The sequence below is a fragment of the Variovorax sp. E3 genome (assembly GCF_016082275.1).
Classification (GTDB): domain Bacteria; phylum Pseudomonadota; class Gammaproteobacteria; order Burkholderiales; family Burkholderiaceae_C; genus Variovorax.
The window spans coordinates 15,201-38,409 of record NZ_MOWM01000064.1 but is presented as its reverse complement, the minus strand read 5'-3'; the positions used below and the strand labels follow the sequence as shown (position 1 = coordinate 38,409).

Here is a 23,209-nt window from a genome sequence, read left to right as displayed (position 1 = left end):
GCCCGAGGCCCAGCCCTATGTGACTTTCCAGCATCCAGGCTTGAAGCTCATCTATCTGCTGTCCGGGTCGGTGACCTACGCTACGGGTCCAGGGTGGTGTCGGCGGGGGCAGGGGACTCGTTGCTGTTCGATGCGACTGCGCTGCACGGGATCGAAGCGATCGGCGAGGAGGCCGTGAGCTATCTGTCGGTGGTGTTCACACTGCGGGAGTGACAACGCGCCGGGGAGGGGCGCATGGGGCTTCGGGTTGGTGGCCTGCTTGGGAGTGCCGTTGCGTCGGACCGCTTCGCCACATGGGCGCCCCTGCACTCAAGGTCGGGACGCACCACCGTCGCTGCCCGGCCTGGATGCATTGCGGGCATTTATTACGCGCCCACCGGTGCCTTCTGCTCGATGGTGGCGGTGCGGTGGGGCCACGCATGCATCGAACGCCGATCGGGGCCCGTTCGCATTCACACCTTTGCAGTGTTCCAGACGTCGCGCGGCGCTTGGCCGCTGCGCGCGCGGCGTGAGGCGGTTGCGACGCCTCCACCGAGCACCTCGGCCCAGTCCCGTGTGGCGGCGATGCCGAGGAAGGGGGCGAAGTCGTGGGCGTTCAGTCCGGCGCGGCGTGCGGCATCCTGGCCCATGTAGGCAGGGCTCGAACTGCCGGTGGCGAGCGCGGCGCGCTCCGCGCGCCGGTGCACGAAACCCGCCTTGAAGGCCTGGAGCAGCGTCTCGTTTTCTTCGTCCGACAGATCGATGGGCGCCTTGTCGCCCGCGCGGTATCCCCGCTGGAACATCTCTGGGTTGGCGGTGGAGTTCATCGTTCTTTCTTTTCTTTCATTCGCGGGCAGGCCCGCGATGGGCCATGCACCGGGAGCGGTTTCTCGCAGGCGGCGTTGTGCCGCGCGGGCGTGGCGGCCGGCAAGGGCGCATGCAGGAGGGGGGCAGAATTTTACCCGCGCGGTGCACGCGGGCTGGGCACGCACGTGCTGCTGATGCGGCACTGGCGGTATCGATGACCGCCTGGCCACGCGGCGCGCGCGTCGTTCCGAGGGGGCTCAGAGCTCCCGCCTCGCTCCGGGGCCAGGTGCGCCGCGCAAGGCGCAGCGTGGGAAAGAAGAGCGGGAAGGGGAGGGGAAAAGCGGGGGGAGGGCGCAGGTGGGGGCTTGCCTGTGTCGCTTCACGGTACCACGCGGTTCTCGCGTTCAAGGCCCAGCGCGCGCTTTTCGCGTGCTCGGCGCGTCCCGCGCGCCTGCGGCGGCCTGGAGCGCTGCGCTGCCGCGTGATCCACGGGCCTCGCAGGCCATCCCGCCTGTGTCACCTTTGGCGCGCGTCATGAACTTCCTTTCCTCCTCCTCTTCTTCTTCCGATTTTTCTTCTTCGTCTTTTTCTCCTTCCGTGTTTTTCGCGGCCCGTGCGTCGCTGTCTCTGCAGGAGGCTCGCGGGCTCACGACAGTCACCTCATCGCGCATCGGCTGAAGCAGCACCCGCGTCGACGCGCGCGATCCACCGCGTGAACGCCTCGACCACGGCGGCGGGCTGCTCCAGCGTCGACATGTGGCCCGACTGCGGCACCAGAACCAGATCGACCTCGCCGGGCAACAGGCTCGCCATTTCCTCGCTCAGCGCCGGCGGCGTGATCTGGTCTTCGCGGCCGCACAGCACCAGGGCGGGGCAGTGCAGCGTGCGCAGCACCTCGCGGCCGTCCTGCCGGTTCATGGCCGTGGTCTGTTGGCGCGTGAACCCTTCGGTGCCCACGCTGCGCGCCATGTCGCCCAGCAGTCGCAGCAGCTGCGCGTCTTGCGCGTGCGCGGCATGCAGCGTGATGGGGGCGAAGCCCCCCGCCACCTGCGCGAAGCTCGCGCTGCCCGAGCCCAGCGCGGCCACCATGCGGCGGCGGTTCTGCGTGGCCTCTTCCGAATCGCGCGCGCGCCGGTGTCGAGCAGCGCGATGCCGGCGATGCGCTCGGGCGCCTGGCGGCACACCTCGACCGCCACGTAGCCGCCGAGGGAAAAGCCCGCGACGGCGAACTTGCCGGGCGGCATCGCGGCCAGCGCGGCGGCGCCCAGCGCCGTGATGCTGTCCGCGGTGTGGGTGGGGGACACGACGACTTCGCGCTGCGCCGGCAGCGCCTTGCGCACCGGCTCCCATACGCGTTGGTCGTTCATCAGGCCGGGGAGGAGCAGCAGCGGTGTCGGGTGGGTCATTTCAATTTCTTCCATGAGAGGTTGCGGCAGGTCGACGTCACGTGCTTGTTATAAGTATGAAGTTCAGTTCACAGTCAAGCCATTCGGCACATCGGAGCACCTTCATGTGGATCGCAGAGTTTTCGGAAGCGGCGGGCCTGAGCGTGGCCACTGTTCGCTTCTATGTTCGCCAGGGGCTGCTCGCGCCCGGTGCGGGCGTGGCGGGCGGCGCGCGCCCTTACCTGGAGTTCTCGCCGCGAGATCTGCGCATCGTGGCCGCCATTCGCGCGGGGCAGGCCATGGGCATGTCGCTGGCCGACATCAAGCTGCTGATGAACGAGCGCCGCGCCGGCGGCCGCAAGCTGATGTTGCAGACCATGATCGCGCAGCGCGACAGGCTCAGCCGACAGGCGAAGGAGCTTGCGGCGATGGTGCGCTTCATCGACGCGAAGATCCTGTGGCTGCGCGACGGGGCGTCGGGCACGCCGCCGGAGCCGCCGAAGGTGGGGACCGCGGCGGGAGCGAAGCGCGCATCGCGTGCGCGGGCTGCAAGCTAGACGCGGGCGCGAATGCGGCGCATGTCAGGCGCGATTCACCGCCCCGATGCGATCGCGACATGTGACAACCATGGCAAGACGAACGACGAGGAATGGCGTGCACGCAATGAGCCCCGCGAACTCTGCGAGGGCGCAGATCGCCGCCGCATAAAGAAGGGTGAACGCGAGCCAATCGACGCCCAGCCCGTGCGCCGCCACGCAACTCCGGCATTCAGGTGAATGCGCACCGCCGCATCGAAGCGCTTCGTTTCGTTCGTGTCGCCTTTCTGTTCCCGAGCCGGATGCACGACTCGCCGCACCTCGGCACCCGGCAATACACCCGGATTCTTGGTGGCTGGGTGAGAGAGCTTGGACTGGATCCTGCCGACTACGGAACACACTCGATGCGAAGACTGCGCGTCCTCACGTGCTCACGAGGTGAGAGATCCGCTGGCTGACGGACGTGAACGTGGCCTCCACGGAGACCTCCACCACGGAAAGCACAGGATTGACGTCGACCTTTCGTCGCAGCAGGGTCAGGAATTCGGCGGCCATCTTCTGCTTGAGTGCTCGAAAAGCGACGCCTTTGACACCGAGCAGGGAGCTTGAAGCCGGAACGAGTGCGATGCCGAGCTTCGCGCTCACCAAGTCCAGCACGCCGTGAACGGTGCTGGCCTCGTAGCGGACACGCGGACTGAATCCCGCTTGGATGCAGGTGTGGTTCGCATGATCCGAATAGGCGACGCCTTTGTGCTGCGCGAAGGCCACGAAGTCGTGCTCGGAGAATCTCTTCAGATCGACCAGCCCGGACGCACGAGGCTCGCTGCTGGTGGGAAACGCGAGGCACAGGGGATCTCTGATCGACTTGGCCTGGCAAAGCCGTGGATGGCGCGAAGTCAGGCGCACGATGCCCGCGTCAATGCGTCCGGCGATGAGTGCATCGGTCTGCTCTGAACTGATGAGCTCGTGCAGTTCAATGTTGAGTCGCGGGTGCCGCTTCTTGAGCAACCGCACGAGGGAAGGCAACACGATGCTGCTGGCCGAAGGAACGAAGCCCACAGCGATGCTGGACGCTTTGTCGCTGTGGCTCGCCTCGCGCGCGACGTCCGCGAGGCGCGACGCGCGTTCGAGGAGATAGCGCGCTTCGGGCAGCAGTGCCTGTCCGGCAGTGGTCAGGCGCACGCCCTTCGGGTGACGGATGAACAGCGCCACTCCCAGTTCCTCTTCGAAGAGACGGATCTGCGTCGACAGCGGGGGCTGGGCGATGTTCAGCTTGACGGCCGCGCGGCTCAGGTTGCCGGCCTCGGCGACTGCCGCGAAGTAACGAAGGTGGCGAAGCTCCATGGCATACCTCCCGGGTATGAAGAACATATCCATTCAATCTTTGAAGTATTTCATCGGCTCCGCAAGAATTTGTCCAGCACCGCAAAAAGGGAGCACACGATGAAGAAGTTCGTAGCACTGTTGGTTGCGCTCGTGACTTGTGCAGCGGCATCGGCGGGAATCTGGCCTTCGAAGCCGGTACGGCTGATCGTGCCGGCTCCAGCCGGCAGTTCGCTGGATGTGATCGCCAGAGTGTTGAGCGAGAAGCTGCGCGCGCGCTGGAAGCAGCCGGTGATCGTCGAGAACAAGGCGGGCGCGGGTGGCCTGATCGCGATGGACGTGGTCGCCAAGGCGCCGCGCGACGGACTGACCCTGGGCCTCGGGTTCAACGGGCCCATTGCCTTTGGTACTTTTCTCTACAAGCGCATGCCGTACGAGCCGGCCAGGGACCTGATGCCCGTGGTGCTCACCACGTCCCAGCCGAACGTGCTCGCCGTGCAGGCCGACAACCCGGCCAGCACGTTGCCGGAGTTCGTGGACTGGGCGAGGCAGCAAGGCGACAAGTTCACCTATGCCTCGGTGGGACTGGGCAGTTCCTCCCATCTGACGATGGAGCTGCTGCGCAAGAAGACGAACCTGCCCGGCGTTCACGTGCCGTATCCGGGATCGCCACCCGCAGGCCTGTCCTTGGCTGCGGGAGAAACACAGGCCCTCTTCGCGGTCGAGCCCGCACTGCTCTCGCTGATCCAGGGCAAGCGCATCAAACTGATTGCTGTCACCAGTGCCCACCGATCACCGCGGTTGAAAGACCTCCCGACAGTGGCGGAGTCCGGCTATCCCGGCTTCGAGTCCCTGGCGTGGAACGGTCTCTTCACCGCGGCGGGCACGCCGGCCGAGACCGTCGACCGGATCAATGCCGATGTCAACGCCGTGCTGAGGGAGGCTTCGGTGCGGGAGCAGCTCGCCCAGCAGGGCCTCGAGATCGGTGGCGGATCGCCGGCCGAGTTCAGCAGCTTCATCGCGAGCGAGCGTGCCAAGTGGGGCGCGATCATCACGGAAGCCGGCATCAAGTTCGACCAATGATCCCGGCCACGATGCAAGCCCTGCGCAAGACCCGGGCCGCGGTCGGCCTTGAGCTGGTCGACATCCCGACGCCCGTGCCCGTGTCGGACGAGGAGACGCTGGTGCGCGTGCGTGTCGCGGGCATCTGCGGCAGCGATCTGCATGTGGACGAATGGCACGCCAGCTACGAGTTCATGGCCCCGGGCCTGCCGGTCACGATCGGGCATGAGTTCGTCGGGGTGCCGCAAAGCGGGCCGTTCGCCGGCAGGCGCGTGGTCGTGCGGCCGTCGGTGACCTGTGGCGCGTGCGCCGCTTGCCGCGCAGGCGATTTCGACGCATGCACGCAGCGCAGCGGCATCGGCATGACGCGCGACGGTGCGTTCGCACAGTGGGTCCGGGTGCCGCTGCGCAATTGCGTGAAGGTCCCCGATGGCGTGAGCGACGAACTGGCATCGCTGGCCGAGCCGCTGTCGATCGCGATGCAGGCCCTGCGAAGCGCCGGCGAGGTGCGGGGACGGCGTGTCCTGGTGATGGGGCCCGGCACGATCGGCCAGGGTATTGCCCTGCTGGCGCGTCGGGCGGGCGCATCGCAGGTCGTCGTGACGGGCCGCGACGATGCCGCGCGTTTCGAGGTGCTCGCACGGATGGGCTTCGACGCGCTGGCGGATGTCGCCACGCGATCGCTGGCGGATGCGACCGCCCTGTACCGCGACGGGGCGATGTTTGATATCGTCTTCGAAGCCACCGGCGTGCCCGAGACCATCACGCAGGCCCTCGAGGTCCTGCGGCACAACGGCGCAGTGATCGTGACCGGCATCCATGCCCGCGCGCTCCGGCTCGACCTCACGGGCATGGTGCGAAAGCAGCAACAGCTGCGTGGCTCCTTTCGTCCACCCGAGTCCGCGTGGCCCGAGGCGCTTGCGCTGATCGATGAGATGAAGGACTGCATCGGGCCCATGATCAGTCACGTGCTGCCCCTGGACGAGGCGCAGCAGGGCTTTTCGCTCGCGCACAGGAAGGCCGCCAGCAAGGTCCTGCTCAGGCCCTGGGGGCTGTATGAGTGACCGTGCGACCGCGCTGCTCGCATTCTGGAACGATGTCGAGCCGGCGCACGACGAGGCGTACAACGCCTGGCATGGCGACGAACACGTACCGCAGCGTTGTTCGGTCCCGGGCGTGCTCTGGGCGCAGCGCTACGGCCAGACGCATTCCGGGGCCGCCCAGCGGTACATGACGCTCTACGGCCTGCGGGACGCCCGCGTCCTGGAGGAGGAAGGCTACCAGCGGCTGCTGCGTGAGCCCACGCTCGCGAGCCGCGCGATGCGGCCCATGCTGCTGAACCTTTCGCGCTGGGTCTGCCGCCTGCATGCGTGCCGATTGACCGGGGCGACGAACGCGCTCGTGGCGACGGCCTTGGCCGAAGCGCCCCCGGCCACCGTGGGCGCGCTGGTCCTGGCCGAGCGCGTGCCCGACGCCAGCCCGCTGCCGTGGATGAACCGGCGGCAGGATCGCCAGAGAAATGGACTCTGGCTCCTGTGCAGCGTGGCCGACGGGATGACACCGGACACCCCCTTGCCGGACGGCGCCGTGCTTTATCAACGGCTTGCGGCGGGTTGCTGATGCCGCGCATGCAGGAAGCCTTCACCCTGGCACTCCCGGCGCGTGGGGCTCGCCGTGCCGAAGGGACTTGCAATGGGCGGGACCAGCCCGGATCCGGACCATTTCTTCATCGGCTCATCTAGAGGACAAGGGATGCCACATCGTTATGTTGTCGACGACACCGACGCCGCGACCTTCAGGGTCAACACCGAAGTCTTCACGGACCGCCGGTTGTTCGATCTCGAGAAGGAATCCATCTTCTCCCAGTGCTGGCAATACCTCGGGCACGAGTCCGAGCTGCCGCGTCCCAACGATTTCATCAAGCGCAATGTCGCTGGACGATCGGTCCTGTTCGTGCGCGACGGCGACGGACAGATCCGTGCGCACCTGAATGCCTGCCGCCACCGCGGGACCCAGGTCTGCGCGGCCGCCAGCGGGAACCAGGTGCGTTTCCAGTGCCCGTACCACGGCTGGACGTACGCGAACACCGGGGCCTTGATCGGCGTGCCCGGCATCGAGGCCTACGGGGCAGGCTTCACGCAGGCGGAACTGGGCCTGGTGCCGGTCGGCCGCGTCGAGAACTACCGGGGGTTCTACTTTCTCAACTTCGCGGCCGAAGGCGAATCCCTCGACGACTACCTCGGGGACGCGCGCTATTACCTGGACCTGATCTGCGACCAGTTGGAGACCGGATGGGAAGTGGTCCATGGGTCCTACATCCACAGCATGCAGATCAACTGGAAGGTGCTCGCGGACAACAGCACCGACCTGTACCACCTGCCCTTTGCGCACCGCCGCTACCTGGACTTCCTCAGCGGCGAGGGCACCGAGGAGGCGGCGTTCAAGCGGACCGGCGCCGTCCTGCACCTGGGCGGGGGCCACGCGGTCGCCAAGAGCACGCCGCCTTCGGGCGGGCGTCCCATCGCCTGGTGGGCGCCCGCGTTCCCCGAGAGCCACCGCGAGCGCCTGGACGCCCTGAGGGCCTCGCTCTACCGGAAGTTCGGAGACCAGAAGGCCAAGGACATGTGCGAGACCAATCGCGGTCTCTTCATCTTCCCGAACCTGATCGTCAACGACAACATGGCGGTGACGCTGCGCACCTTCGAGCCGGTCGCCGTCGACCGCGTCGCCATCCATCTGTGGGCGCTGGCCCCGAAGGGCGAGGACGACGCGGCCCGCAAGCTGCGGCTCGATTCGCTGCTGACCTTCGTCGGCCCCGGCGGCTTCGGGACGCCCGACGACGTGGAGATCCTGGAGTCCTGCCAGCGCGCATACGCGGCGCCCGACGTGCAGTGGAACGATCTGTCGCGCGGGATGAAGCGGGAGCAGCCCCTGCACACCGACGAATTCCAGAACCGCATCTTCTGGCGGGAATGGGTGCGGCGCACGGACCCCGCGCTGGCGCGGGCCAACGGCTGAAGGGGAGAGCGACATGCAGATGGAAACCGATCTCTTGCGCTTTCTGTTCGAGCAGCGGCTGACCCGATTCCTGTACGACGAAGCGCGGCTGCTTGACGAATGGCGGCTCAAGGAGTGGCTCGATCTCTTCACGGGGGACGCGGTCTACGTCGTCCCGACGACCGACCACCCGAAGCCTGATCCCGCGCGCGATCTCACGCTGATCCATGACGACCGCAAGCGCCTGGCTTACCGCGTCGGTCTGTTGCTCGGAGAGCGCGCCTGGGCGGAGAACCCCGTCTCGCGCACGCGGCGCATGCTCAGCAACATCCGGCTCGCCGCAGAGCACGAGGGCGTCTGCCATGTGGCGTCGAACTTCTCGGTTCATCGCTTCAGGCATGGCGATGTTCAGACCTTCATCGGGCGCTACGAGCACGAGCTCGTGACGGTCGAGGGGCAGCTGCGCATCCGTCGGCGCACGGCGATCCTCGACCACGAAACGCTCACGCCGCACGGCATGGTCAGCATCATTCTTTAATCGTTCAGGAGCACAGCGTGTCAGGAAACACCATCGGCAAGAACTTCACGGTCACGACCTACGGGGAGAGTCACGGAGACAGCATCGGCTGCATCATCGACGGTTGTCCGCCCGGTCTGCGCATCAGCGAAGAGGACCTGATGCCCGACATCGAGCGCCGCAGGACGGGGCGTTCCCGCTTCGTCAGCCAGCGGCAGGAGCCGGACGCGGTGAAGATCATGTCGGGCGTGCTCGACGGAGTGACCACCGGCACTCCGATCGGCCTGCGCATCGAGAACACGAACCAGCGCTCGAAGGACTACGAGGCCATCAAGGACCTGTTTCGCCCCGGGCACGCGGACTACACCTACTTCCACAAGTACGGCGTGCGCGAGCACCGCGGCGGCGGGCGCTCCTCGGCGCGCGAGACCGTCATCCGGGTGGCCGCCGGCGGCGTCGCGAAGAAGTACCTCCTCGATCGGCACGGCATCCAGGTGCGCGGCTATCTGGCCCAGTTGGGCCCGATCAAAGCCTCCACGATCGATCTTGACTTCGTCAACACGAATCCCTACTTCTGCCCGGACCCGGACAAGGTCGGCGAGATCGAGAGCTTCATGGCGAGCCTGTCGAAGGCCGGCGACTCGATCGGCGCGCGCGTGAACGTGGTCGCCAGCAACGTGCCTGCGGGGCTGGGCGAGCCCATCTTCGACCGACTCGATGCCGATCTGGCGCATGCGCTGATGAGCATCAGCGCCGTCAAGGGCGTGGAGGTCGGCGCCGGCTTCGGCGTGGTCGAGCAGCGCGGCACGGCCAACCGGGACGAGATCACGCCGGAAGGCTTTCTGAGCAACCATGCGGGAGGCATCTTGGGAGGCATTTCGTCGGGGCAGGACGTCTGTGTGAGCATCGCCCTGAAGCCCACGGCCAGCCTGCATCTCGACGCCAGGACGATCGATACGCAAGGCCGTGCCGCGGTCATCTCCACGCACGGGCGCCACGATCCCTGCGTCGGCATCCGCGCGACGCCGATCGCGGAAGCCATGGTGGCGATGGTTCTGATGGACCACCTGCTGCGCCACCGCGCCCAGAACTTCGATCGCCTCGCCCGCGATCCCGCTTCGTCTGCCCTTCCATTCCCCCTGGAGAACCGCACATGAGCCAGCACATCAGCGCGGCATACGCCGCTCCCCCCGACACGACCACGCTTGCCAGCCATCGAGTGGAAGCACACCCGGAATCCAGGCGGCTGCCACGCATTGTTCTGGAGCGAGAAGACATCAGGCACTTCCTGGACGAGACCGCCCACATCACGACGCGTTCGCTCGAGTACGTTCCGTACAGCCGCTTCAACGTGACCGAGGTCGTTCAGCGTGTCTGGGGCGAGGGGTTCATCCAGGCGCTGTACCGGCTGATCGAGGACCGCCACAGCGGCGGCTTCATGCTCGACATCTCGGCGGCGACCACGAACGACGAGGAACTGATCCGGTTCATCACCGCGCTCGCCCATGCGATCGGATCGCCCGACAACGACGTGCTCTCGGGAAAGTTCTACGCCCGCCTGCCGGTGAAGAGCCAGGACGTGACGCCGCAGAGCAGCAACCTCTTCCAGCCCTACCGCACCTTCGGCATGCACACGGACGGTGCCGCCTCGAAGAACCCCACCACCGACTGGCTGGTCTTCGGCAAGACGCACGAGCGGCACGTCAAGGGAGGACGCAACCGCCTGCTGCACCTCGACGACTGGGGCGACGTGCGCCGGTTCGCCGAGGCGCCGCAGGGCCGCAAGCCCTTCCTGATCGAGTTGCCGCCCGCGAACGATCCGAGACAGCAGCAGTGGGGCAACAACGTTCGCGGCGAGCCCTTGCGCAGGCCGATCTTCTTCGACTGGCATGGGCACCTGTGCGCGCGGTTCGCCGACCAGTTCATCTTTCCGAAGTCGATCGAGGATGCGGCCTACCTACGCAGCTTCGTCGAATCCATCGAATCGGACCCGAAGGTCGAGTGCGTGACGATCCCCGTGGGCGCCATGATGTTCCTGAACAACAACTACTGGCTCCATGGACGCGAGGTGTTCGAGCCGCATCCCGAGCTCTACCGCGAGATCGTGCGCATGCGCGGCATGCTTCACGCGCACTAGACGGCGCCTTTCCTGAACGGAGCAACCCAAAGATGGTCTACACAGACATGCACCGGGCCAAGGACAGGCCGGTGGCGATCGTGACGGGCGCGAGTCGCGGCATCGGCCGCGCCGTGGCCCGCGGTCTGGCAGGCGATGGCTATGCGGTCGTGCTGGTCGCGCGCAGGGCCGAGGGGGTCGAGGCGCTCGCGGCGGAACTGGAGGCCGAGGGCGCCGCCGTGATCCGGTGCCCGCTCGATGTCGCCGACGAGCAGGCGGTGGCCCATGCGATGCAGCGGGTCATCGCAGAGACGGGGCGCGTGGACGTCCTATTCAATGGTGCGGGCATCGTCTGTCGCGGCACGTCGGCGATCGCGGATGCGGACCTGAGGCAGGTGCTCGATACCAACCTGCTCGGTGCGATCAACCTCGTGCGCGCCACGGCGCCCGTGATGAAGGCAGCCCGTGCCGGCCACGTGATCAACGTCGCGTCGCGCTCGGCCGTTCATCCGAAGGCGGGAAACGGCGGCTATGCCGCAAGCAAGGCCGCGCTTCGCGCGTACGGCGAGGCGCTGTGCCTGGAGCTCGCCAGGGACGGCGTGAAGGTCTCGACCCTTTGCCCGAGCTATGTGCACACGGACCAGAGCGCCCGCCAGGCCTGGTTGCCCGATGCGGCGAAGATCCCGCCTTCCGACCTGCATGCGTGCGTGAGGTTTCTGCTGGCACTGTCGCCGGCCGCCTCGGTGAAAGAACTCATCGTCGACTGCAGTCACGTGGTCGCGCATGGCGAGCAGTACGTATGACCGAAGCCGTTGTCCTGATCGGATTCAAGTCGAGCGGCAAGAGCACCTACGGCGCGATGCTCGCCAAGTCGCAGGGGTGGCGCTTCGCGGATCTGGATCGTCTGCTGGAGCAGGTGCATGCGAGCGACCACGGCGCGGTGCTGCCGGCGCACCGGATCTTCCGCGACTTCGGCAGCGCCTATTTCGCCGAGCTCGAGGAGCGCGCCCTGGCCGCATTCGTCGGGAGGTCGACCGACGAGGCGCAGGCAGGGGTGGGTCTTGCCGTTCTGGCGACGACCGGCGCGACGCCGTTCAGGTCGGTCAACCTGGCATTGCTGCGCCGCCTGGGGCCGCTGGTGCTGATCGATACGCCGCGAGAGATCATCCGGCAACGCTGGTTCGCGGGGCGGCTGCCGGCGTTCGTCGATCCAGGCGATCCGGAGGCCTCGTTCAACCGGCTCTACGAGGAGCGTGCACCGCTCTACATCGCGGCGGCGGACGAGGTCGTTCCTACCGCGAACAGAAGGGACGAGGAGGTGATCGCCGACATCCAGGCCATTGCCCGCCGTGCCCGTGCGAAGGCGAAAGCACCTGAATGAATCAGGCCGAGACGCTCCGCCTGCCGCCGATGACCGGTGCGAACAAGTTCGTCGCGACCGCCTCGATCATGCTCGCGACCATCCTGACGGGCCTCGACAGCACCATCGTGAACGTCGCCCTGCCGCAGATGCAGCGCGGATTCGGGGCGAGCCAGGACGCGGCCATTCTCGTGGTCACGTCGTACATCGTCGCGGTGGCGATCGCCACGCCGATGATCGGATGGATTTCCGCGCGCATCGGGCGCAAGCGGCTGTACCTGGTCGCCATCGCGGGATTCACCGTGAGCTCCGTCTGGTGTGCCTGGTCCGGCAGCTTGCCCGAGATCGTTGTTGCCCGCGTGGTGCAGGGCTGCTTCGGTGCGGTCCTGGTCCCGATCTCGCAGGCGCTCATCCTCGATATCAACCCGCCCGACAAGCAGGCGCAGGCGCTCGCGCAGTGGGGGGCCGGCGTGATGCTTGGGCCCATCCTCGGGCCGGTGATCGGCGGTGTCCTGACCGAGTATCACGGCTGGCCCTGGATCTTCTACATCAACATTCCCGTCGGTCTCATTGCCTTCGCGGGCATCGCGACGCGTGCCCTCAAGCGGACATCGGAGCCCATGCGGCCATTCGATCTCACGGGCTTCCTGAGCATGTCGCTTGCCATCGGCCTGCTCCAGCTCGTCCTGGACACCGGGCAGCACGTCGGATGGTTGGATTCGACGATGCTCGTCAGCGCACTCGCCGTGATGATCCTTGCATTCGCGGTCTTCATCCGGCATACGTTGCGCAGCGATTCGGGCGGCTTCTTCAATCGGGCGCTGCTGACGGATCGTAACTACGTGACCGGGCTGTTCCTCACGGCGGTGGTGGGTGCGCTGCTTTTCTCCACCCGCGCGCTCCTGCCGCAGATGCTGGTCAACGTGGCGGGCTATGCCGTCGCGGACGCCGGTGTGCTGATGGCGCCGACCGGCGTGGGAACGCTTGCGGCGATGCTGTTTGCCGGAAGGATCATCGCCCGGGTGGATCCCCGCCTGATGATGGCCGCCGGCTTCCTGGTCACAGGCGCCGCCATTCTGCAGCTGGTGCTCCTGAACATGCCCGTGCAAGCCGGCTCGATCATCGTCTCGGGGCTCGTCCTGGGAGCGGGGCTCGGCCTGGTCTTCGCTCCGCTGAATGCCATCACATTCTCCACATTGGGGGCCGGGATGCGCTCGGACGGCGCGGCCTTCTTCGCGCTGTCGCGCAACTTCGGCAGCAGCGCCGGTGTCTCGATGATGCAGTCGATCCTGACGCATCGCACAGGCGTGAACCTGGCCGGCCACGGCGAAACCGAGGCGGCGTTTCTGGCCTACCTGTTCGACTTTCGCCTGCTGCTGATCCTGAATCTCGGGGTCATCCCGTTCCTGCTTTTCATGAAGTACCGCCGATCGAGTGCATCGATACGGAAGAAGGAGTGACGACCACCCATGCGCTGCTGACCCTCCATACCTATCCGAACCCAGGACTCGCACCAGGCGGGTCACGAAGGTGTAGCCATGCGCCATGCGTGCCTGCACATGGAACACCCGGAACATCTGCAATCCGGATGTTTTCGCACCGGAACCTCCTTGCAGGCAACGCAGTCGTTCATCGCGAAAGATCGATGCGCGTGCACTGCGGACCCCGGCAGCAGGCACTCCAACGGCAGAAGAGCTTCAGAGATCAGATCTTCAATCGGGAGTTGAGAATGCGAAATTCGAACGTGGGTGGGGCCTCTGTGATCGTCCTCGATTTCGATGGCGTCGTCATCAAGTCCCATGTGGCAAAGCGCAGGGCCATGCTGGCCATGTTCTCGGAGCATCCGGAGAGAGCGGCCGAGATCGATGCCTACATACTGAGCCATGGCGGTGTTGCGAGGCGGGAGAAGCTGGCGGGGATACTCGAGACCATCATCGGCGTGGAGCCCACCCCGGCAATTCTGGTGCAGTACCTCTCGCGCTATGCACGATGCGTGGAGGAAGCTCTTTCCGGCGCCCCTTTCGTCGATGGCGTGACGGAGTTCGTTGCGCAATGCCCCTGCCCCGTCTACATCAGCTCGACGGCCCCCGAGGCGGAGATTCACGAGCAACTCCAGCGCGCCGATCTCCTGCGCCGCTTTGACGCTGTGTACGGAAGCGGTACGCAGAAGGCGAGGGCCCTGGAAGAAATCGCTGCCCGGCATCGAGGCATGGAGATGGTCTTCTTCGGTGATTCGCTTGGCGATCTGGTCGCTGCCCGCGATGCGAAGGTTCCTTTCATTGCCGTCACGAACGAACGGGACAACTTCAAGGACATGGACGTCGTGAAGCTCGATAGCTTCCATTCAAGAGACCGGGTGGAGCACTCGATTCGCGCAGCCCTGAGCAGATTCGCCGCGGCATTGCGCGTGGTGTCGCTTCCGATGCATGCGTTCTGATTTCTCTCGGGCACTCTGGAACCTGCACGTGCTCCATTGCTGAGCGAGTCGAGATTCGAATTCGTTGGGTAAGCGATACCAATGATCGAACGCTCGCCCGCTGCAAGCGAGCGGCTCGGCCAGGGTGCAGTGGTATCCATCGATTGTTCCAAGGTAGTGGTGCGGGGAAGCGAGATGCCATCCCGAGCCAAGCCGTGTTTTGGGACTGCCCCCTGGGACTGGATCACCGGGAGTCAGGTCTCAGCCCTGGACCCATTGATCTTCGAACTTGTTGAGTGACCGATAGCCACTCGCAGAGTGCAGGCGTTTCGCGTTGTCTACCTCTTCGATGAACCTCCGCAGCCGGGCTGCGACATCGGCCGAGGTCTCATCGCCGCCGATGTAGATTACCCCCACTCCAACGTCAGGGCTGACGCCGTGTTCGGGGTCCGGTTGCCCGTGGCCCGAATCTTCCGGCAGCGTGTGATTACGGCGAACCCCTACAGGGGTGCGAAATGGTCAGGCGGCGCTGAGTTCCAACCCGAAGCGGGCCGCAACGATCGCGCGGCCAACGGCAATGCGCGGCGTGGGGCCTTCAATCCATGGCCCGCCAGGAATGCCAGTGCCGGGCCTGCCCACCACCACCGCACACCACTGTAGGCTCTTGCCCGGCATGGGAGCGGATTGGATGGCGTAGCGATCGACGAACTGCTCGAAGTCGGACCAGTGGTTCGCGAAGGCCTGGGCGCCCAGCGCCTTGGCTACCCATGATTCCAGCTCTTGGCCGGCGAGTTCGGAGGTCTTGACATTCACCGGTCTATTTTCACCGGTGGTGTGAGGGTGGTGGCCGGTGCTGGGTTCCCGGCTCAGGGTGGCGTGCATGTTTTCATGGCAGCCGGCGGGCCCGGCCTAGGATGTCTGTCCACCCGGTTGTTTCCACTCGCCGCGCATCAGCTGTGCGCATTCACCATCAAGAAAAAGAGCGGGTCCACCCGGCGGTGCGTATGTCGGTGGGGGTATCTCGGATTACCCGTGGTCCACGCCCGGTTGCAGTTTTGCAGTGCCGCGCTCTTTCTTGATGGCCCCGCTTCGGGGGCATCCCCGGGGCCGGCGCCTGCTCGCCTCGGCTTTCCCAATCCCTTCCTCCGTCCATTCACCCGTTGCCCGAGTCGAATGCAGGTGGGTCCGGCAGTCTCGCTTCACAAAAGTCTCGTTGCGATGGGATGGATTTGAACCACCGACCTCTGGCCTATGAGCCCTGCGCTCTTCCTGGCTGAGCTACACCGCGCGATCAAAGTGTGAAGTATTGGCGGCCGGCATGCTCTCCCTACAGGGGTGTGGCATGCTCGCGGCACTCGGGACGGACAAACAACCGGCAGGAGATTTAAGTGGCAGGCTACATCGAGCTGGAGGTGACGAAACCGGATAGCGAAGGCTCCGCCGGTGTGCACGCGGTTATCAAGATCATCTTGAACTGCGCCAGCAAGGCAGACCTCATCGCTAGCATCTTCGACACCGAGTCTGGCATAACCATGGCCGAGATACTCATCGTTCCGGATGAACTCCAATTCGATCTCCTTCTGGACGCTTTCCAAGCTGTGAGCACTACGAATGCCGCCCCGCTCCTTCGCGTTGTTTGCTACCGCGACGATTGCCCGAGCGGGCATGCTCTTGCCGAGGATGAGGTCTTCGTGGAGTACTTCAATCCGCGCCCGAACAGCACAGACCGCATGGCCTATCACAGCGACAGCGCAGTGCGGCTCACCCACCGAGGGACGGGCGCAGTAGTGGTCAGCCAAGGCGCTAGGTCGCGCCACGTCAACCTCGACGTCGCGCGAAGAATGCTGGGCGCGAAGCTCGCGAATTGTCCATCCCCTTTGCACTTCAGCAGCCAGTCCGTCGAGCGGCTCAAGGATTTTTTCCCAACACCTAGGCGCTGACAGCGTTCTCGAATTGCCCGCCATTCGCAGCAGGCCGCGCCTGCGACTGTGAGGCGACGAACAGCTGCCCTTGCCCTGCAGCAGCGGGCGCCTCAAGTGCAGCCACGCGGCGGCGCAGGCGCTTGATCTCCTCGGCCATCTCGGCCGTCAGCAGCGCAGCGTTGCGCCCGGTCTCGATGGCGGCCGCCTGCGCGGCGGCGCCAGCCATCAGGTTCGCCAGTGCACGGTCCTCGCGCGGCGTCAGCGTGAGCACCTCGTCGCCGATCTCGATCTTGATCATGCCGTCAGGCATCACCGTCTTCGACATCGGGCGCGCCACGGGGTGCTGCACGGCCGAGACGTAGACGCCGCGCTGCACGCGCAGCAGCATGCCGTCGTCGGTCAAGGTGCCGAGCCGGTCGTCGATGACGGTGAGCTTCAGGCCCGTGAGCTCGGCGAGCGTCTCGCGCGTGACGATCTGCTCCTGGTTGTGCGGGTCCTGCACAGCCTCGAACACCAGGGCGGTGGTGGATTGCGGGCATCAGCCATTCGATTGTTCTCCTCGTTCAAAATGTGCTTGCGCGTCAGGCGTCGGCCGATGGAGCGATGCGCCCAGCCTCGCTCGACGTCAGCGGCGGCAACGCCACAGACTCAAGCACGACGTTCAGTGCGTCAGTGACGCGACCCCAGTTGGCAGTCATGTTCTCGATGTTCTGCTTGGCCTGCTCTGGCGACAGGTTCATCTGGAACTGGGAGGACTGCAGCAACGTCTGGTGCATGCCCGCGGCGAAGTAGGCGTTGCTGAAAGCCTCACGAGCTGCGGCTCGAGGTAAAGGCAGTTCTTCTCCCACCATTCCTGGCAAGCCGTGACCCGCTTGCCTATCTCCGGGCCGTGGGCGTCCTTCGCCAGCTCTCGAAGCATCGTGAATGCGTCCTGGTGCGCTTGGAGACGGCGGTCGACTGCAGCCATGCGCAACTGGTTTCGAAATTTCACCGCTTCGAGGAGCTCGGAGTGCTGACGCTTCACCTGTTCGACCTGCTGCGTCAGCGCAGCGATGTCCTCTTTGTCGGCGAGGTTCTGCGCCTTGCGTCCCATGTAGGGCGTAGCGTAGAACTTGATAGCGAACCATGCGACGCCGGCCGCAAGGAAAGTCCCCAGACCGAAGCCCGACAGCGTGCTTCTCAAAAAATTGATCTCCTCAGGCGTCATCACGCTTCCCCTTCAGTTGTTCGAGCGCCCATTGTGCGGCGCGGCGCTCGTGGGGCGTGGCCGACTGCATGTCCGCCACGATGTCTTGCCAGATGGAAACCATCTAGATGTGCCTCACAGCAGCTTTCCCATCTGCTGCATGAAGTCCACGGGATGCTTGGCGGACTTCTTGAGGTTGCAGGTTTTGCACAGCAGTTGGATGTTCAGCGGCGCATGTTCCCCGCCGGCTGCCAATGAGATGACATGATCCATGTGAAACCGGAACCGAATATCGACTTCGCAACACGCGCACCGCCACCGCTGAAGTCCACCAATCTTCTTGACGGTCCCACGAGGGAGGCGAGTGACCATTGCGCCACGTCGTTTTCTTGCCCATTCCTTGGCTTTGTCAGGGTTCGCGCGCAGATAGGCGCGGCGCTTGGCATTTCGCTCGACCGGGTCTTTCTGTCGCTGCCTTTCCCTGTAGGCGTTCAGGCCGCCTCGCCAATGCGGGCTATCAGCCCCTTTGGCAGCTTTCCATTTTCCCAGCCGAAACGCCTCCCTATGCTTCTGCCCGCGGCGAGCCGCTACCTCTGGTGTTCGCCCGGCCGCGCGCGTCGGCTCTGCGCAGGCGACTGAACAATATCGGCCCCCGCCGCCTCGAATCTGCGTGGGGCGTGGGCTGAAGGTCTTGCCGCATGTCTCGCAAGGGCGTGCGCGCTCCGCCTTCAAGTCATTCCGTCGCACTTGGGCGCATTCGGCCCCACAGGTCAGGTACTTTCCCGCTTTCGATGGCGGGAAGAACATTGGGCGTGCGCACACTTGGCAGGTGCTGGCCACCTTCTTGTCGTTGGCGACGAATCGAGTCTCAAACCATCCTGAAGCCCCCATCAATTCCTTTGTCGCCCAATCATCGATTGGGTCTGCCGTGTCCAAACCTGCTCCACCTGGCGACGCTCGTCCTTCGTGAACGCCGCCCCCTGATCGAATAGTGAATGGCATCCGTGCATGCCGGGCCGGTCAGCGCACAGCGGAAAGCAATTCCTGTCGTCGGCTTTTGTGCCCGTGCCCTTTCCTGTGTTTGGGTGCGCAGCTTGGCTGTAGTCTTGGATGCCACACCGGATGCATGGGCGTGCAGCCACCAGCCGGCGGTAAACCTCATCGCGCATCGGCTTCTGTTTCGGCGCCGGCGCGAACTCACCATCGTTGATGGCGACCACGCGGACGATGCGACCCGGCACTGGCATCACCTTCGCGATCACCGCGCGGTCTGGGTTCGGCAGCTTCGCCACCACCAGACCGTGCTTATAGATCGATGTCGTCGAACTCTGCGAACGGGTTCGGCACGATGCGACGCGCGATGAAGTTGCCGACGATTTGAACGCCTGGGAATATCTGGGCAAGCTTTCGTGTCGTGGCGACGTAGTGAGCACCTGTGGTCAGCATGTCGTCGAAGAGAAATATGAGCCCCGGCGGATCACCGGCCTTCCCCGCGCCGTTGTCAAAGCTCAGCTCGTTGTACAGCTCGTCGGGGGTCGGGCGATCATCAGTCTCATGGCTCGCAGCGTATGCGCCACTAAAAGTCAGGCAATCACGAATGTCGAGATTGACCTGCGCACGGCCTGCGACGGCGGTCAGCATTTCGAGCATGCGCGGATCGAACATCGGATCGCTGCGCGCCTTTGAAGGGGGAATTGGAATGAGCGCCACGCGATGTTGTTCATGGAGGTTGCTCCACTTCCAGAACTGGGAGAAGCCGCCTGCAACCTCATTGATCGCTGCCCGCTTGTACTTCCAGTCAAATTGACCTCGACGGTCCATTTTTTTCTTGAAGTTGCTGACGAGCTGGTTCGTGGGAGAGAAATTCCATTTCTTCCCGTTGGTGTGCTCATACGGCGTGTACTCGCCCCAAAAATAGCAGGTGGCATCCTTCGGGAGGTGAAAGTGATCCGGGCGCTCATGATCGCCGACCACTGCCAGACGCGGAGGCATTGTCATGCGAGATGGCGTGCAATGTCTTCAAACTCCCGCACGCGGATGGCGCCAAGTTTCTCAAATCTGGCGGGCCACGTAATGGCGGAGTTGTTGAAGTTGCTTTCGAGAATGAACAGCTTGCGCCCTTGGTCCAGCGCGGCCTTCGCTTGAATCAAGGTACCAGATGTCTCGCTGGCCTCCACGATGATGGTCGCTTCAGTCAACGCCGACATTGTCTTGTTGCGTTCGGGGAAGAACAGCCTATTTCCGTTCGGACCCTGAGCCTTGTACCTAAGGACCGGCACTTGACTGACGACAAGAAACTCCTCGGCTATGCGCCGCTGAAGCTCCGCGTTCTCTTTTGGGTAGACCTCAGAGATGGGCGTGCCAATGACGGCGATGGTGCGACCGCCATGTTCTATGGCCGTTTGGTGTGCAATAGTGTCAACACCCTGCGCCAGCCCTGACACGATGGTGAAGTCATGCTCTACCAGCGCGCGGACAAGCTTTCGCGTCCGTGCTGCACCCTCGGCTGTCACCTTGCGGGTACCGACAACAGCTACTCGGCGAGGCGCCTCTGCGAGTTCCCATGAGCCGAGGAAATATAGAAACTCGACAGGCTCAGTTGCGTCACGTAAACGCCCAGGGTAGTCGTGCATGCCGTTGATGCGAACGCCAAATCGTTTGATGCCTCGCTTGGCGAATTGCTCGACGACTTCGCCCGCGACACGCTGCGCGGTGTCTTCATCAACAAGGTCCGATGGCAGGCTACCGGGATGAGATTCGAACAGTTGAGCTAGGCGCTTCGTGTTCGAGGTGGGCTGTTGCCACAGATATTCGTAGGCGCCAAGTTCAGCGCGCGTGTTTACGGGCTTGTTCGTGAGGAGCTCAGGCCATGCGCTCATGATTTCCTTACAAGTGGTTCGTATCAGTGTAGGGGTTCCGGCGTCGAATTCGGCGCCAGCCCGACACTGGATAAATATACAGCACTTGACTACAATTGTCCTTATTGACGCCTGTCGACCTATGGATTGTCGCCTGCCCGCACCTGTTGCAGAGGCGGTGGCGGACGGTCGACCCTGAACAGCTCGAAGATGTGGCGGCCGACTTGTGGCGCGACCCGCTTGTGCTTTTTGAGGAAGGCGTCGAAGCGGCAGAGCTCGCCCACATGGGTCATCTCGCGCCGGGAACGTCGTAGGGCACGGCACCGGTCTGGTCCGCGACCTTGCGTACCTGGTCGTTGGGCACGTAGAGGAACTCGGGCTCGTCGTCGATGAACCGCGCAATCAACCAGGGGCAGGCAATGCGATCGATCTTCGGATGCTCACGTGTGACCCATTTCATGCGCGACCTCTTGCAGGAGTGGACGAATCAGTGGTGACCGAGCAAGGGATACAGAACGAGTCCAGCCAGCGCAGCGATCAACACGATGACCGGCTCGGGAAATTTCTTGAAGCGCCACAGCACTGCGACGGTGATGAGCGCGAGCGCCGCGGAAACCCAGTCGGTGATCGAGCGTTGCCCGATGACGATCACCCGCTCCCGTGATCGCACCGATGGCCGCGGCCGTCACGCCATCGACAAACGCGACGATGGCAGGCCGCTTGCCGTACTTCTTGAAGTACGGCGCCGGCAGGACGGTGAAGAGGTAGCAGGGGACGAAAGTCGCGATGGCCGCGACCACCGCGCCCCAGAAGCCGCCGACCAGATACCCGATGAAGCCCGTGGTGATGACCACCGGACCGGGCGTGATCATCGCCACGGCGACGGCGTCGACAAACTGGCGATCGGTCAGCCAGGCGTACTCCTTCACCACCCCGCCGTAGAGAAACGGCACGATCGCCAGGCCGCTGCCGAAGACGAAGGTGCCGGCGTAGGCGAAGTACGCCCCGATCTGCCCCAGCTGGTGCCAGTCGCTTGTGTCGAGCGCGAACCAGGCCGCGACGGGCGCCGTAAAGCTGTGGAGGTTGCTGCGGCCGAACTTCGGCGGCGCACGCCACAGCCACACCAGCACGCCGGCGCCGAGAAACACCCAGACGACCTCGGATTTCGTGACCACCGTGACGGTCGCACTGACCAGGAAGATCGCCCACAGCAACTTGTCCTTGCCGACGTTCTTGGTCGTGAGCTTGTAAGCGCTCATCGCGATGATGCCGATCACCGCCGCGCCGACGCCATAGAACACGGCCTGCATCCAGCCGATGCCCCCGTAAGCGACGTAGGCGGCGCCCAGGGCCACCACCATGAAGAACGACGGCAGCACGAAGGCCAGGCCGACGACCGTCGCGCCGATCACGCGGTGACGGACATAGCCCAGGTAGATGGCGAGCTGCGCGGCCAGCGGGCCCGGCATCAGCTGCGCGAGTGCCAGTCCTTCCTTGTAGTCGCTCTCTGAAATCCATCCGCGCCGCTCGACCAGGTCCCGGTACATGTAGCCCGCGAGCGCCACCGGACCGCCGAACCCCCAAGTACCCAGGGCGAGCATGTAGCACACGAGCTGCCATAGCGTGTAGCGTGTGGAGGCGGGAGCGCCGAGTTCGCCATGCGATGTGATGTCGTTCATATCGATGTCCCTCTTCACGCTTTGGCGCGCGCGCCTTCGCGCCCGAAGTGCGCATACAGGGAATCCAGCACGTTGCCGATCTCGGAGAGCAGCGCATCGTCGTCCGGCAGCCGTTCACGCGCGCCGGCGAGCACCGCTTCGAATCCGGCGCCTTCGGCGACAGGGTTGGCGCCCATGTCCAGCGAACGCACCATCGCGCCCATGCGCACGAGCGCTGTGTCCTCTTCAAGACCGAAGCTGGCCATCAGGGTTTCGAAGGTGACCCGCTCCCCGACGTGAGTGAAGGCAGCCCCGTCGAAGTCGAAGCCCAGTGCCTTGCGTGGACAGTCGCTGATTTTGGCGAGCCAGACGAATTGCGCGCCGGGATCGATGAAGCGACGAATCAGCCAGGCGCTGGCCACCCGGTCGACCCACAGACGCCGGCGGGTCGCCCAGACACGCCCCCGGTAGTCGGCGATGTCCAGGCGCGGAATCTGTCCTTCGGTTTCGTGTGGCTCGTCCGGCGAGAGCACGCGATCGACCCGTTGATTGAAGTCGGTCCATGCCGCCTCGGCTTCGAGGCTCGCTTCGCCCGGAAAGAAATCGGTCGCCAGGAGGGCCTCATAGTCGCGGCGCAGCTTCTTCTGCAGCCGCGTGAGTTCGGCGACGCCCAGCGAGGGCAGGGTGGCCGCCGTCTCTTTCCAGAGCTTGGTCAATGCCGCGTAGTCCTCACTGCGATCGAAGAGCTGTGGGTAGGCGTCAGCGTCGGCCGGATTCGCCGGCGCGACCGCCATGAGCCAGGCGCTACCACCTTCACGCGTGCATTCATCGGCCAGCTCCTGCAGGGCGTCGCGGTGCATCGGGGTGCCGGGCAGCAGATAGGCGCCATCGCGCAACGCGGCGCATCCCATGGCCTTCAGGGCTCTCCAGATGCGCATGCGCGCCGTGGCGCCCTGGGTGGGCAACGAAACGACCAGCAATAACCATTCGGGGGTGTCGACGGAGGCATCAGACGAACTCATGTAGAGAATAATACATCGATGTCTCAATCTCTACAAAGTTGATTGCCCATGCTGTCGAAAGAACG

25 protein-coding genes and 5 pseudogenes are annotated in these 23,209 nt (G+C 64.7%); 15 read left to right on the top strand and 15 right to left on the bottom strand.

The features are described from left to right. Window positions 1-213, top strand: a pseudogene (locus BMG07_RS21740) (cupin domain-containing protein); the annotation flags it as partial. A gap of 239 nt (window positions 214-452) precedes the next feature. Here BMG07_RS21740 and BMG07_RS21735 read toward each other — a convergent pair. The 3 genes and pseudogenes from BMG07_RS21735 to BMG07_RS45000 form a co-directional block, all read right to left on the bottom strand. Next, complete coding sequence (locus BMG07_RS21735; protein ID WP_198086289.1) at window positions 453-806, bottom strand: hypothetical protein; 354 nt, start codon at window positions 804-806, stop codon at window positions 453-455. 640 nt (window positions 807-1,446) lie between these two features. Further along, window positions 1,447-1,875, bottom strand: coding sequence for an alpha/beta fold hydrolase (locus BMG07_RS42595; RefSeq protein WP_269759254.1), 429 nt, complete (start codon window positions 1,873-1,875; stop codon window positions 1,447-1,449). Next, window positions 1,779-2,153: pseudogene (locus BMG07_RS45000) on the bottom strand (alpha/beta fold hydrolase); the annotation flags it as partial. The pseudogene BMG07_RS45000 and the gene BMG07_RS42595, both read right to left, overlap by 97 nt. A gap of 143 nt (window positions 2,154-2,296) precedes the next feature. Here BMG07_RS45000 and BMG07_RS21720 point away from each other — a divergent pair. Continuing rightward, the gene (locus tag BMG07_RS21720; protein ID WP_198086286.1) at window positions 2,297-2,728 is read left to right on the top strand and encodes a MerR family transcriptional regulator; all 432 of its coding nucleotides are present in this window, start codon (window positions 2,297-2,299) and stop codon (window positions 2,726-2,728) included. 263 nt (window positions 2,729-2,991) lie between these two features. Beyond that, window positions 2,992-3,165: pseudogene (locus tag BMG07_RS42590) on the top strand (integrase); the annotation flags it as partial. Here BMG07_RS42590 and BMG07_RS21715 read toward each other — a convergent pair. Beyond that, on the bottom strand, window positions 3,131-4,051 hold the full coding sequence (locus BMG07_RS21715) for a LysR substrate-binding domain-containing protein (RefSeq protein WP_198086285.1): 921 nt from the start codon (window positions 4,049-4,051) through the stop codon (window positions 3,131-3,133). The pseudogene BMG07_RS42590 and the gene BMG07_RS21715 overlap by 35 nt on opposite strands. Window positions 4,052-4,150: 99 nt before the next feature. On the opposite strand from BMG07_RS21715, the gene BMG07_RS21710 reads away from it, so the two are divergent. From BMG07_RS21710 to BMG07_RS21660, 11 genes are all read left to right on the top strand, one after another. Further along, on the top strand, window positions 4,151-5,113 hold the full coding sequence (locus BMG07_RS21710; RefSeq protein WP_198086284.1) for a tripartite tricarboxylate transporter substrate binding protein: 963 nt from the start codon (window positions 4,151-4,153) through the stop codon (window positions 5,111-5,113). 11 nt (window positions 5,114-5,124) lie between these two features. After that, window positions 5,125-6,156, top strand: a complete 1,032-nt coding sequence (locus BMG07_RS21705) for a zinc-binding dehydrogenase (RefSeq protein ID WP_198086283.1) — start codon at window positions 5,125-5,127, stop codon at window positions 6,154-6,156. Then, window positions 6,149-6,712 carry a DUF4286 family protein gene (locus BMG07_RS21700; RefSeq protein ID WP_198086282.1) on the top strand — a complete coding sequence of 188 codons (564 nt, stop codon included), beginning with the start codon at window positions 6,149-6,151 and terminating at the stop codon, window positions 6,710-6,712. The genes BMG07_RS21705 and BMG07_RS21700 overlap by 8 nt, the downstream gene beginning before the upstream one ends. A gap of 72 nt (window positions 6,713-6,784) precedes the next feature. Further along, window positions 6,785-8,110 (top strand): aromatic ring-hydroxylating dioxygenase subunit alpha, encoded by a 1,326-nt coding sequence (locus BMG07_RS21695; RefSeq protein ID WP_269759253.1) that lies wholly within the window; start codon window positions 6,785-6,787, stop codon window positions 8,108-8,110. Window positions 8,111-8,123: 13 nt separating this feature from the next. Then, window positions 8,124-8,627 carry an aromatic-ring-hydroxylating dioxygenase subunit beta gene (locus BMG07_RS21690; RefSeq protein ID WP_198086280.1) on the top strand — a complete coding sequence of 168 codons (504 nt, stop codon included), beginning with the start codon at window positions 8,124-8,126 and terminating at the stop codon, window positions 8,625-8,627. A 17-nt stretch (window positions 8,628-8,644) separates the two neighbouring features. Beyond that, window positions 8,645-9,763: a chorismate synthase gene (gene aroC / locus BMG07_RS21685; protein ID WP_198086279.1), complete on the top strand. Its 1,119-nt coding sequence runs from the start codon at window positions 8,645-8,647 to the stop codon at window positions 9,761-9,763. Then, window positions 9,760-10,743, top strand: a complete 984-nt coding sequence (locus BMG07_RS21680) for a carbon starvation induced protein CsiD (RefSeq protein ID WP_198086278.1) — start codon at window positions 9,760-9,762, stop codon at window positions 10,741-10,743. The genes aroC and BMG07_RS21680 overlap by 4 nt, the downstream gene beginning before the upstream one ends. 32 nt (window positions 10,744-10,775) lie before the next feature. Then, window positions 10,776-11,525, top strand: a complete 750-nt coding sequence (locus tag BMG07_RS21675; RefSeq protein ID WP_198086277.1) for an SDR family oxidoreductase — start codon at window positions 10,776-10,778, stop codon at window positions 11,523-11,525. After that, window positions 11,522-12,103, top strand: a complete 582-nt coding sequence (locus BMG07_RS21670; protein ID WP_198086276.1) for a shikimate kinase — start codon at window positions 11,522-11,524, stop codon at window positions 12,101-12,103. The genes BMG07_RS21675 and BMG07_RS21670 overlap by 4 nt, the downstream gene beginning before the upstream one ends. Continuing rightward, window positions 12,100-13,542 (top strand): DHA2 family efflux MFS transporter permease subunit, encoded by a 1,443-nt coding sequence (locus BMG07_RS21665; RefSeq protein WP_198086275.1) that lies wholly within the window; start codon window positions 12,100-12,102, stop codon window positions 13,540-13,542. The genes BMG07_RS21670 and BMG07_RS21665 overlap by 4 nt, the downstream gene beginning before the upstream one ends. 269 nt (window positions 13,543-13,811) lie before the next feature. Next, window positions 13,812-14,519 (top strand): HAD family hydrolase, encoded by a 708-nt coding sequence (locus BMG07_RS21660; RefSeq protein WP_269759252.1) that lies wholly within the window; start codon window positions 13,812-13,814, stop codon window positions 14,517-14,519. Between the two features lie 498 nt (window positions 14,520-15,017). Here the strand turns inward: BMG07_RS21660 and BMG07_RS21655 are convergent, their stop codons facing one another. Continuing rightward, entirely contained in the window at window positions 15,018-15,380 is a 363-nt protein-coding gene (locus tag BMG07_RS21655) for a DUF2591 family protein (protein WP_198086273.1), read from the bottom strand. 506 nt (window positions 15,381-15,886) lie between these two features. Between BMG07_RS21655 and BMG07_RS44995 the strand changes: the two genes are divergently transcribed. Further along, window positions 15,887-16,438 carry a peptide chain release factor-like protein gene (locus BMG07_RS44995; protein ID WP_374221309.1) on the top strand — a complete coding sequence of 184 codons (552 nt, stop codon included), beginning with the start codon at window positions 15,887-15,889 and terminating at the stop codon, window positions 16,436-16,438. On the opposite strand, the gene BMG07_RS21645 is transcribed toward BMG07_RS44995, so the two are convergent. The 10 genes and pseudogenes from BMG07_RS21645 to BMG07_RS21595 form a co-directional block, all read right to left on the bottom strand. Continuing rightward, window positions 16,428-16,934, bottom strand: a complete 507-nt coding sequence (locus BMG07_RS21645; RefSeq protein ID WP_198086272.1) for a hypothetical protein — start codon at window positions 16,932-16,934, stop codon at window positions 16,428-16,430. The two genes, BMG07_RS44995 and BMG07_RS21645, sit on opposite strands and share 11 nt — an antisense overlap. A 67-nt stretch (window positions 16,935-17,001) precedes the next feature. Continuing rightward, window positions 17,002-17,160: a hypothetical protein gene (locus BMG07_RS21640; protein ID WP_198086271.1), complete on the bottom strand. Its 159-nt coding sequence runs from the start codon at window positions 17,158-17,160 to the stop codon at window positions 17,002-17,004. After that, window positions 17,157-17,627, bottom strand: a complete 471-nt coding sequence (locus tag BMG07_RS21635) for a hypothetical protein (protein WP_198086270.1) — start codon at window positions 17,625-17,627, stop codon at window positions 17,157-17,159. Before BMG07_RS21635 ends, BMG07_RS21640 begins: the two co-directional genes overlap by 4 nt. A 114-nt stretch (window positions 17,628-17,741) precedes the next feature. Then, window positions 17,742-17,978 (bottom strand): HNH endonuclease, encoded by a 237-nt coding sequence (locus BMG07_RS42580; RefSeq protein WP_269759257.1) that lies wholly within the window; start codon window positions 17,976-17,978, stop codon window positions 17,742-17,744. 518 nt (window positions 17,979-18,496) lie between these two features. Beyond that, complete coding sequence (locus BMG07_RS21620) at window positions 18,497-18,901, bottom strand: hypothetical protein (protein WP_198086267.1); 405 nt, start codon at window positions 18,899-18,901, stop codon at window positions 18,497-18,499. Window positions 18,902-18,911: 10 nt separating this feature from the next. After that, on the bottom strand, window positions 18,912-19,604 hold the full coding sequence (locus tag BMG07_RS21615; RefSeq protein WP_198086266.1) for a hypothetical protein: 693 nt from the start codon (window positions 19,602-19,604) through the stop codon (window positions 18,912-18,914). After that, complete coding sequence (locus BMG07_RS21610; RefSeq protein WP_198086265.1) at window positions 19,601-20,485, bottom strand: DNA-processing protein DprA; 885 nt, start codon at window positions 20,483-20,485, stop codon at window positions 19,601-19,603. The genes BMG07_RS21615 and BMG07_RS21610 overlap by 4 nt, the downstream gene beginning before the upstream one ends. Before the next feature lie 218 nt (window positions 20,486-20,703). Next, a pseudogene (locus tag BMG07_RS21605) lies at window positions 20,704-20,924 on the bottom strand (chromate resistance protein ChrB domain-containing protein); the annotation flags it as partial. A 27-nt stretch (window positions 20,925-20,951) separates the two neighbouring features. Beyond that, window positions 20,952-22,143 (bottom strand): annotated as a pseudogene (locus BMG07_RS21600) (chromate transporter). 14 nt (window positions 22,144-22,157) lie between these two features. Then, the gene (locus tag BMG07_RS21595; protein WP_198086264.1) at window positions 22,158-23,144 is read right to left on the bottom strand and encodes a chromate resistance protein ChrB domain-containing protein; all 987 of its coding nucleotides are present in this window, start codon (window positions 23,142-23,144) and stop codon (window positions 22,158-22,160) included. Window positions 23,145-23,209 lie beyond the last annotated feature (65 nt).

What these genes read in the sequence shown, in the direction of transcription:
- BMG07_RS21690 (WP_198086280.1), top strand. Translation starts at nt 8,124, where the DNA reads ATGCAGATGGAAACCGATCTCTTGCGCTTTCTGTTCGAGCAGCGGCTG.
- BMG07_RS21700 (WP_198086282.1), top strand. Translation starts at nt 6,149, where the DNA reads ATGAGTGACCGTGCGACCGCGCTGCTCGCATTCTGGAACGATGTCGAG.
- BMG07_RS21660 (WP_269759252.1), top strand. Translation starts at nt 13,812, where the DNA reads ATGCGAAATTCGAACGTGGGTGGGGCCTCTGTGATCGTCCTCGATTTC.
- BMG07_RS21695 (WP_269759253.1), top strand. Translation starts at nt 6,785, where the DNA reads ATGGGCGGGACCAGCCCGGATCCGGACCATTTCTTCATCGGCTCATCT.
- BMG07_RS21735 (WP_198086289.1), bottom strand. Translation starts at nt 806, where the DNA reads ATGAACTCCACCGCCAACCCAGAGATGTTCCAGCGGGGATACCGCGCG.
- BMG07_RS21705 (WP_198086283.1), top strand. Translation starts at nt 5,125, where the DNA reads ATGCAAGCCCTGCGCAAGACCCGGGCCGCGGTCGGCCTTGAGCTGGTC.
- BMG07_RS21610 (WP_198086265.1), bottom strand. Translation starts at nt 20,485, where the DNA reads ATGAGCGCATGGCCTGAGCTCCTCACGAACAAGCCCGTAAACACGCGC.
- BMG07_RS21715 (WP_198086285.1), bottom strand. Translation starts at nt 4,051, where the DNA reads ATGGAGCTTCGCCACCTTCGTTACTTCGCGGCAGTCGCCGAGGCCGGC.
- BMG07_RS21680 (WP_198086278.1), top strand. Translation starts at nt 9,760, where the DNA reads ATGAGCCAGCACATCAGCGCGGCATACGCCGCTCCCCCCGACACGACC.
- BMG07_RS21670 (WP_198086276.1), top strand. Translation starts at nt 11,522, where the DNA reads ATGACCGAAGCCGTTGTCCTGATCGGATTCAAGTCGAGCGGCAAGAGC.
- BMG07_RS21615 (WP_198086266.1), bottom strand. Translation starts at nt 19,604, where the DNA reads ATGACAATGCCTCCGCGTCTGGCAGTGGTCGGCGATCATGAGCGCCCG.
- BMG07_RS42580 (WP_269759257.1), bottom strand. Translation starts at nt 17,978, where the DNA reads ATGGTCACTCGCCTCCCTCGTGGGACCGTCAAGAAGATTGGTGGACTT.
- BMG07_RS21710 (WP_198086284.1), top strand. Translation starts at nt 4,151, where the DNA reads ATGAAGAAGTTCGTAGCACTGTTGGTTGCGCTCGTGACTTGTGCAGCG.
- BMG07_RS21640 (WP_198086271.1), bottom strand. Translation starts at nt 17,160, where the DNA reads ATGAACCTGTCGCCAGAGCAGGCCAAGCAGAACATCGAGAACATGACT.
- BMG07_RS42595 (WP_269759254.1), bottom strand. Translation starts at nt 1,875, where the DNA reads ATGGTGGCCGCGCTGGGCTCGGGCAGCGCGAGCTTCGCGCAGGTGGCG.
- BMG07_RS21595 (WP_198086264.1), bottom strand. Translation starts at nt 23,144, where the DNA reads ATGAGTTCGTCTGATGCCTCCGTCGACACCCCCGAATGGTTATTGCTG.
- BMG07_RS21675 (WP_198086277.1), top strand. Translation starts at nt 10,776, where the DNA reads ATGGTCTACACAGACATGCACCGGGCCAAGGACAGGCCGGTGGCGATC.
- BMG07_RS21665 (WP_198086275.1), top strand. Translation starts at nt 12,100, where the DNA reads ATGAATCAGGCCGAGACGCTCCGCCTGCCGCCGATGACCGGTGCGAAC.
- BMG07_RS21655 (WP_198086273.1), bottom strand. Translation starts at nt 15,380, where the DNA reads ATGCACGCCACCCTGAGCCGGGAACCCAGCACCGGCCACCACCCTCAC.
- BMG07_RS21635 (WP_198086270.1), bottom strand. Translation starts at nt 17,627, where the DNA reads ATGACGCCTGAGGAGATCAATTTTTTGAGAAGCACGCTGTCGGGCTTC.
- BMG07_RS21720 (WP_198086286.1), top strand. Translation starts at nt 2,297, where the DNA reads ATGTGGATCGCAGAGTTTTCGGAAGCGGCGGGCCTGAGCGTGGCCACT.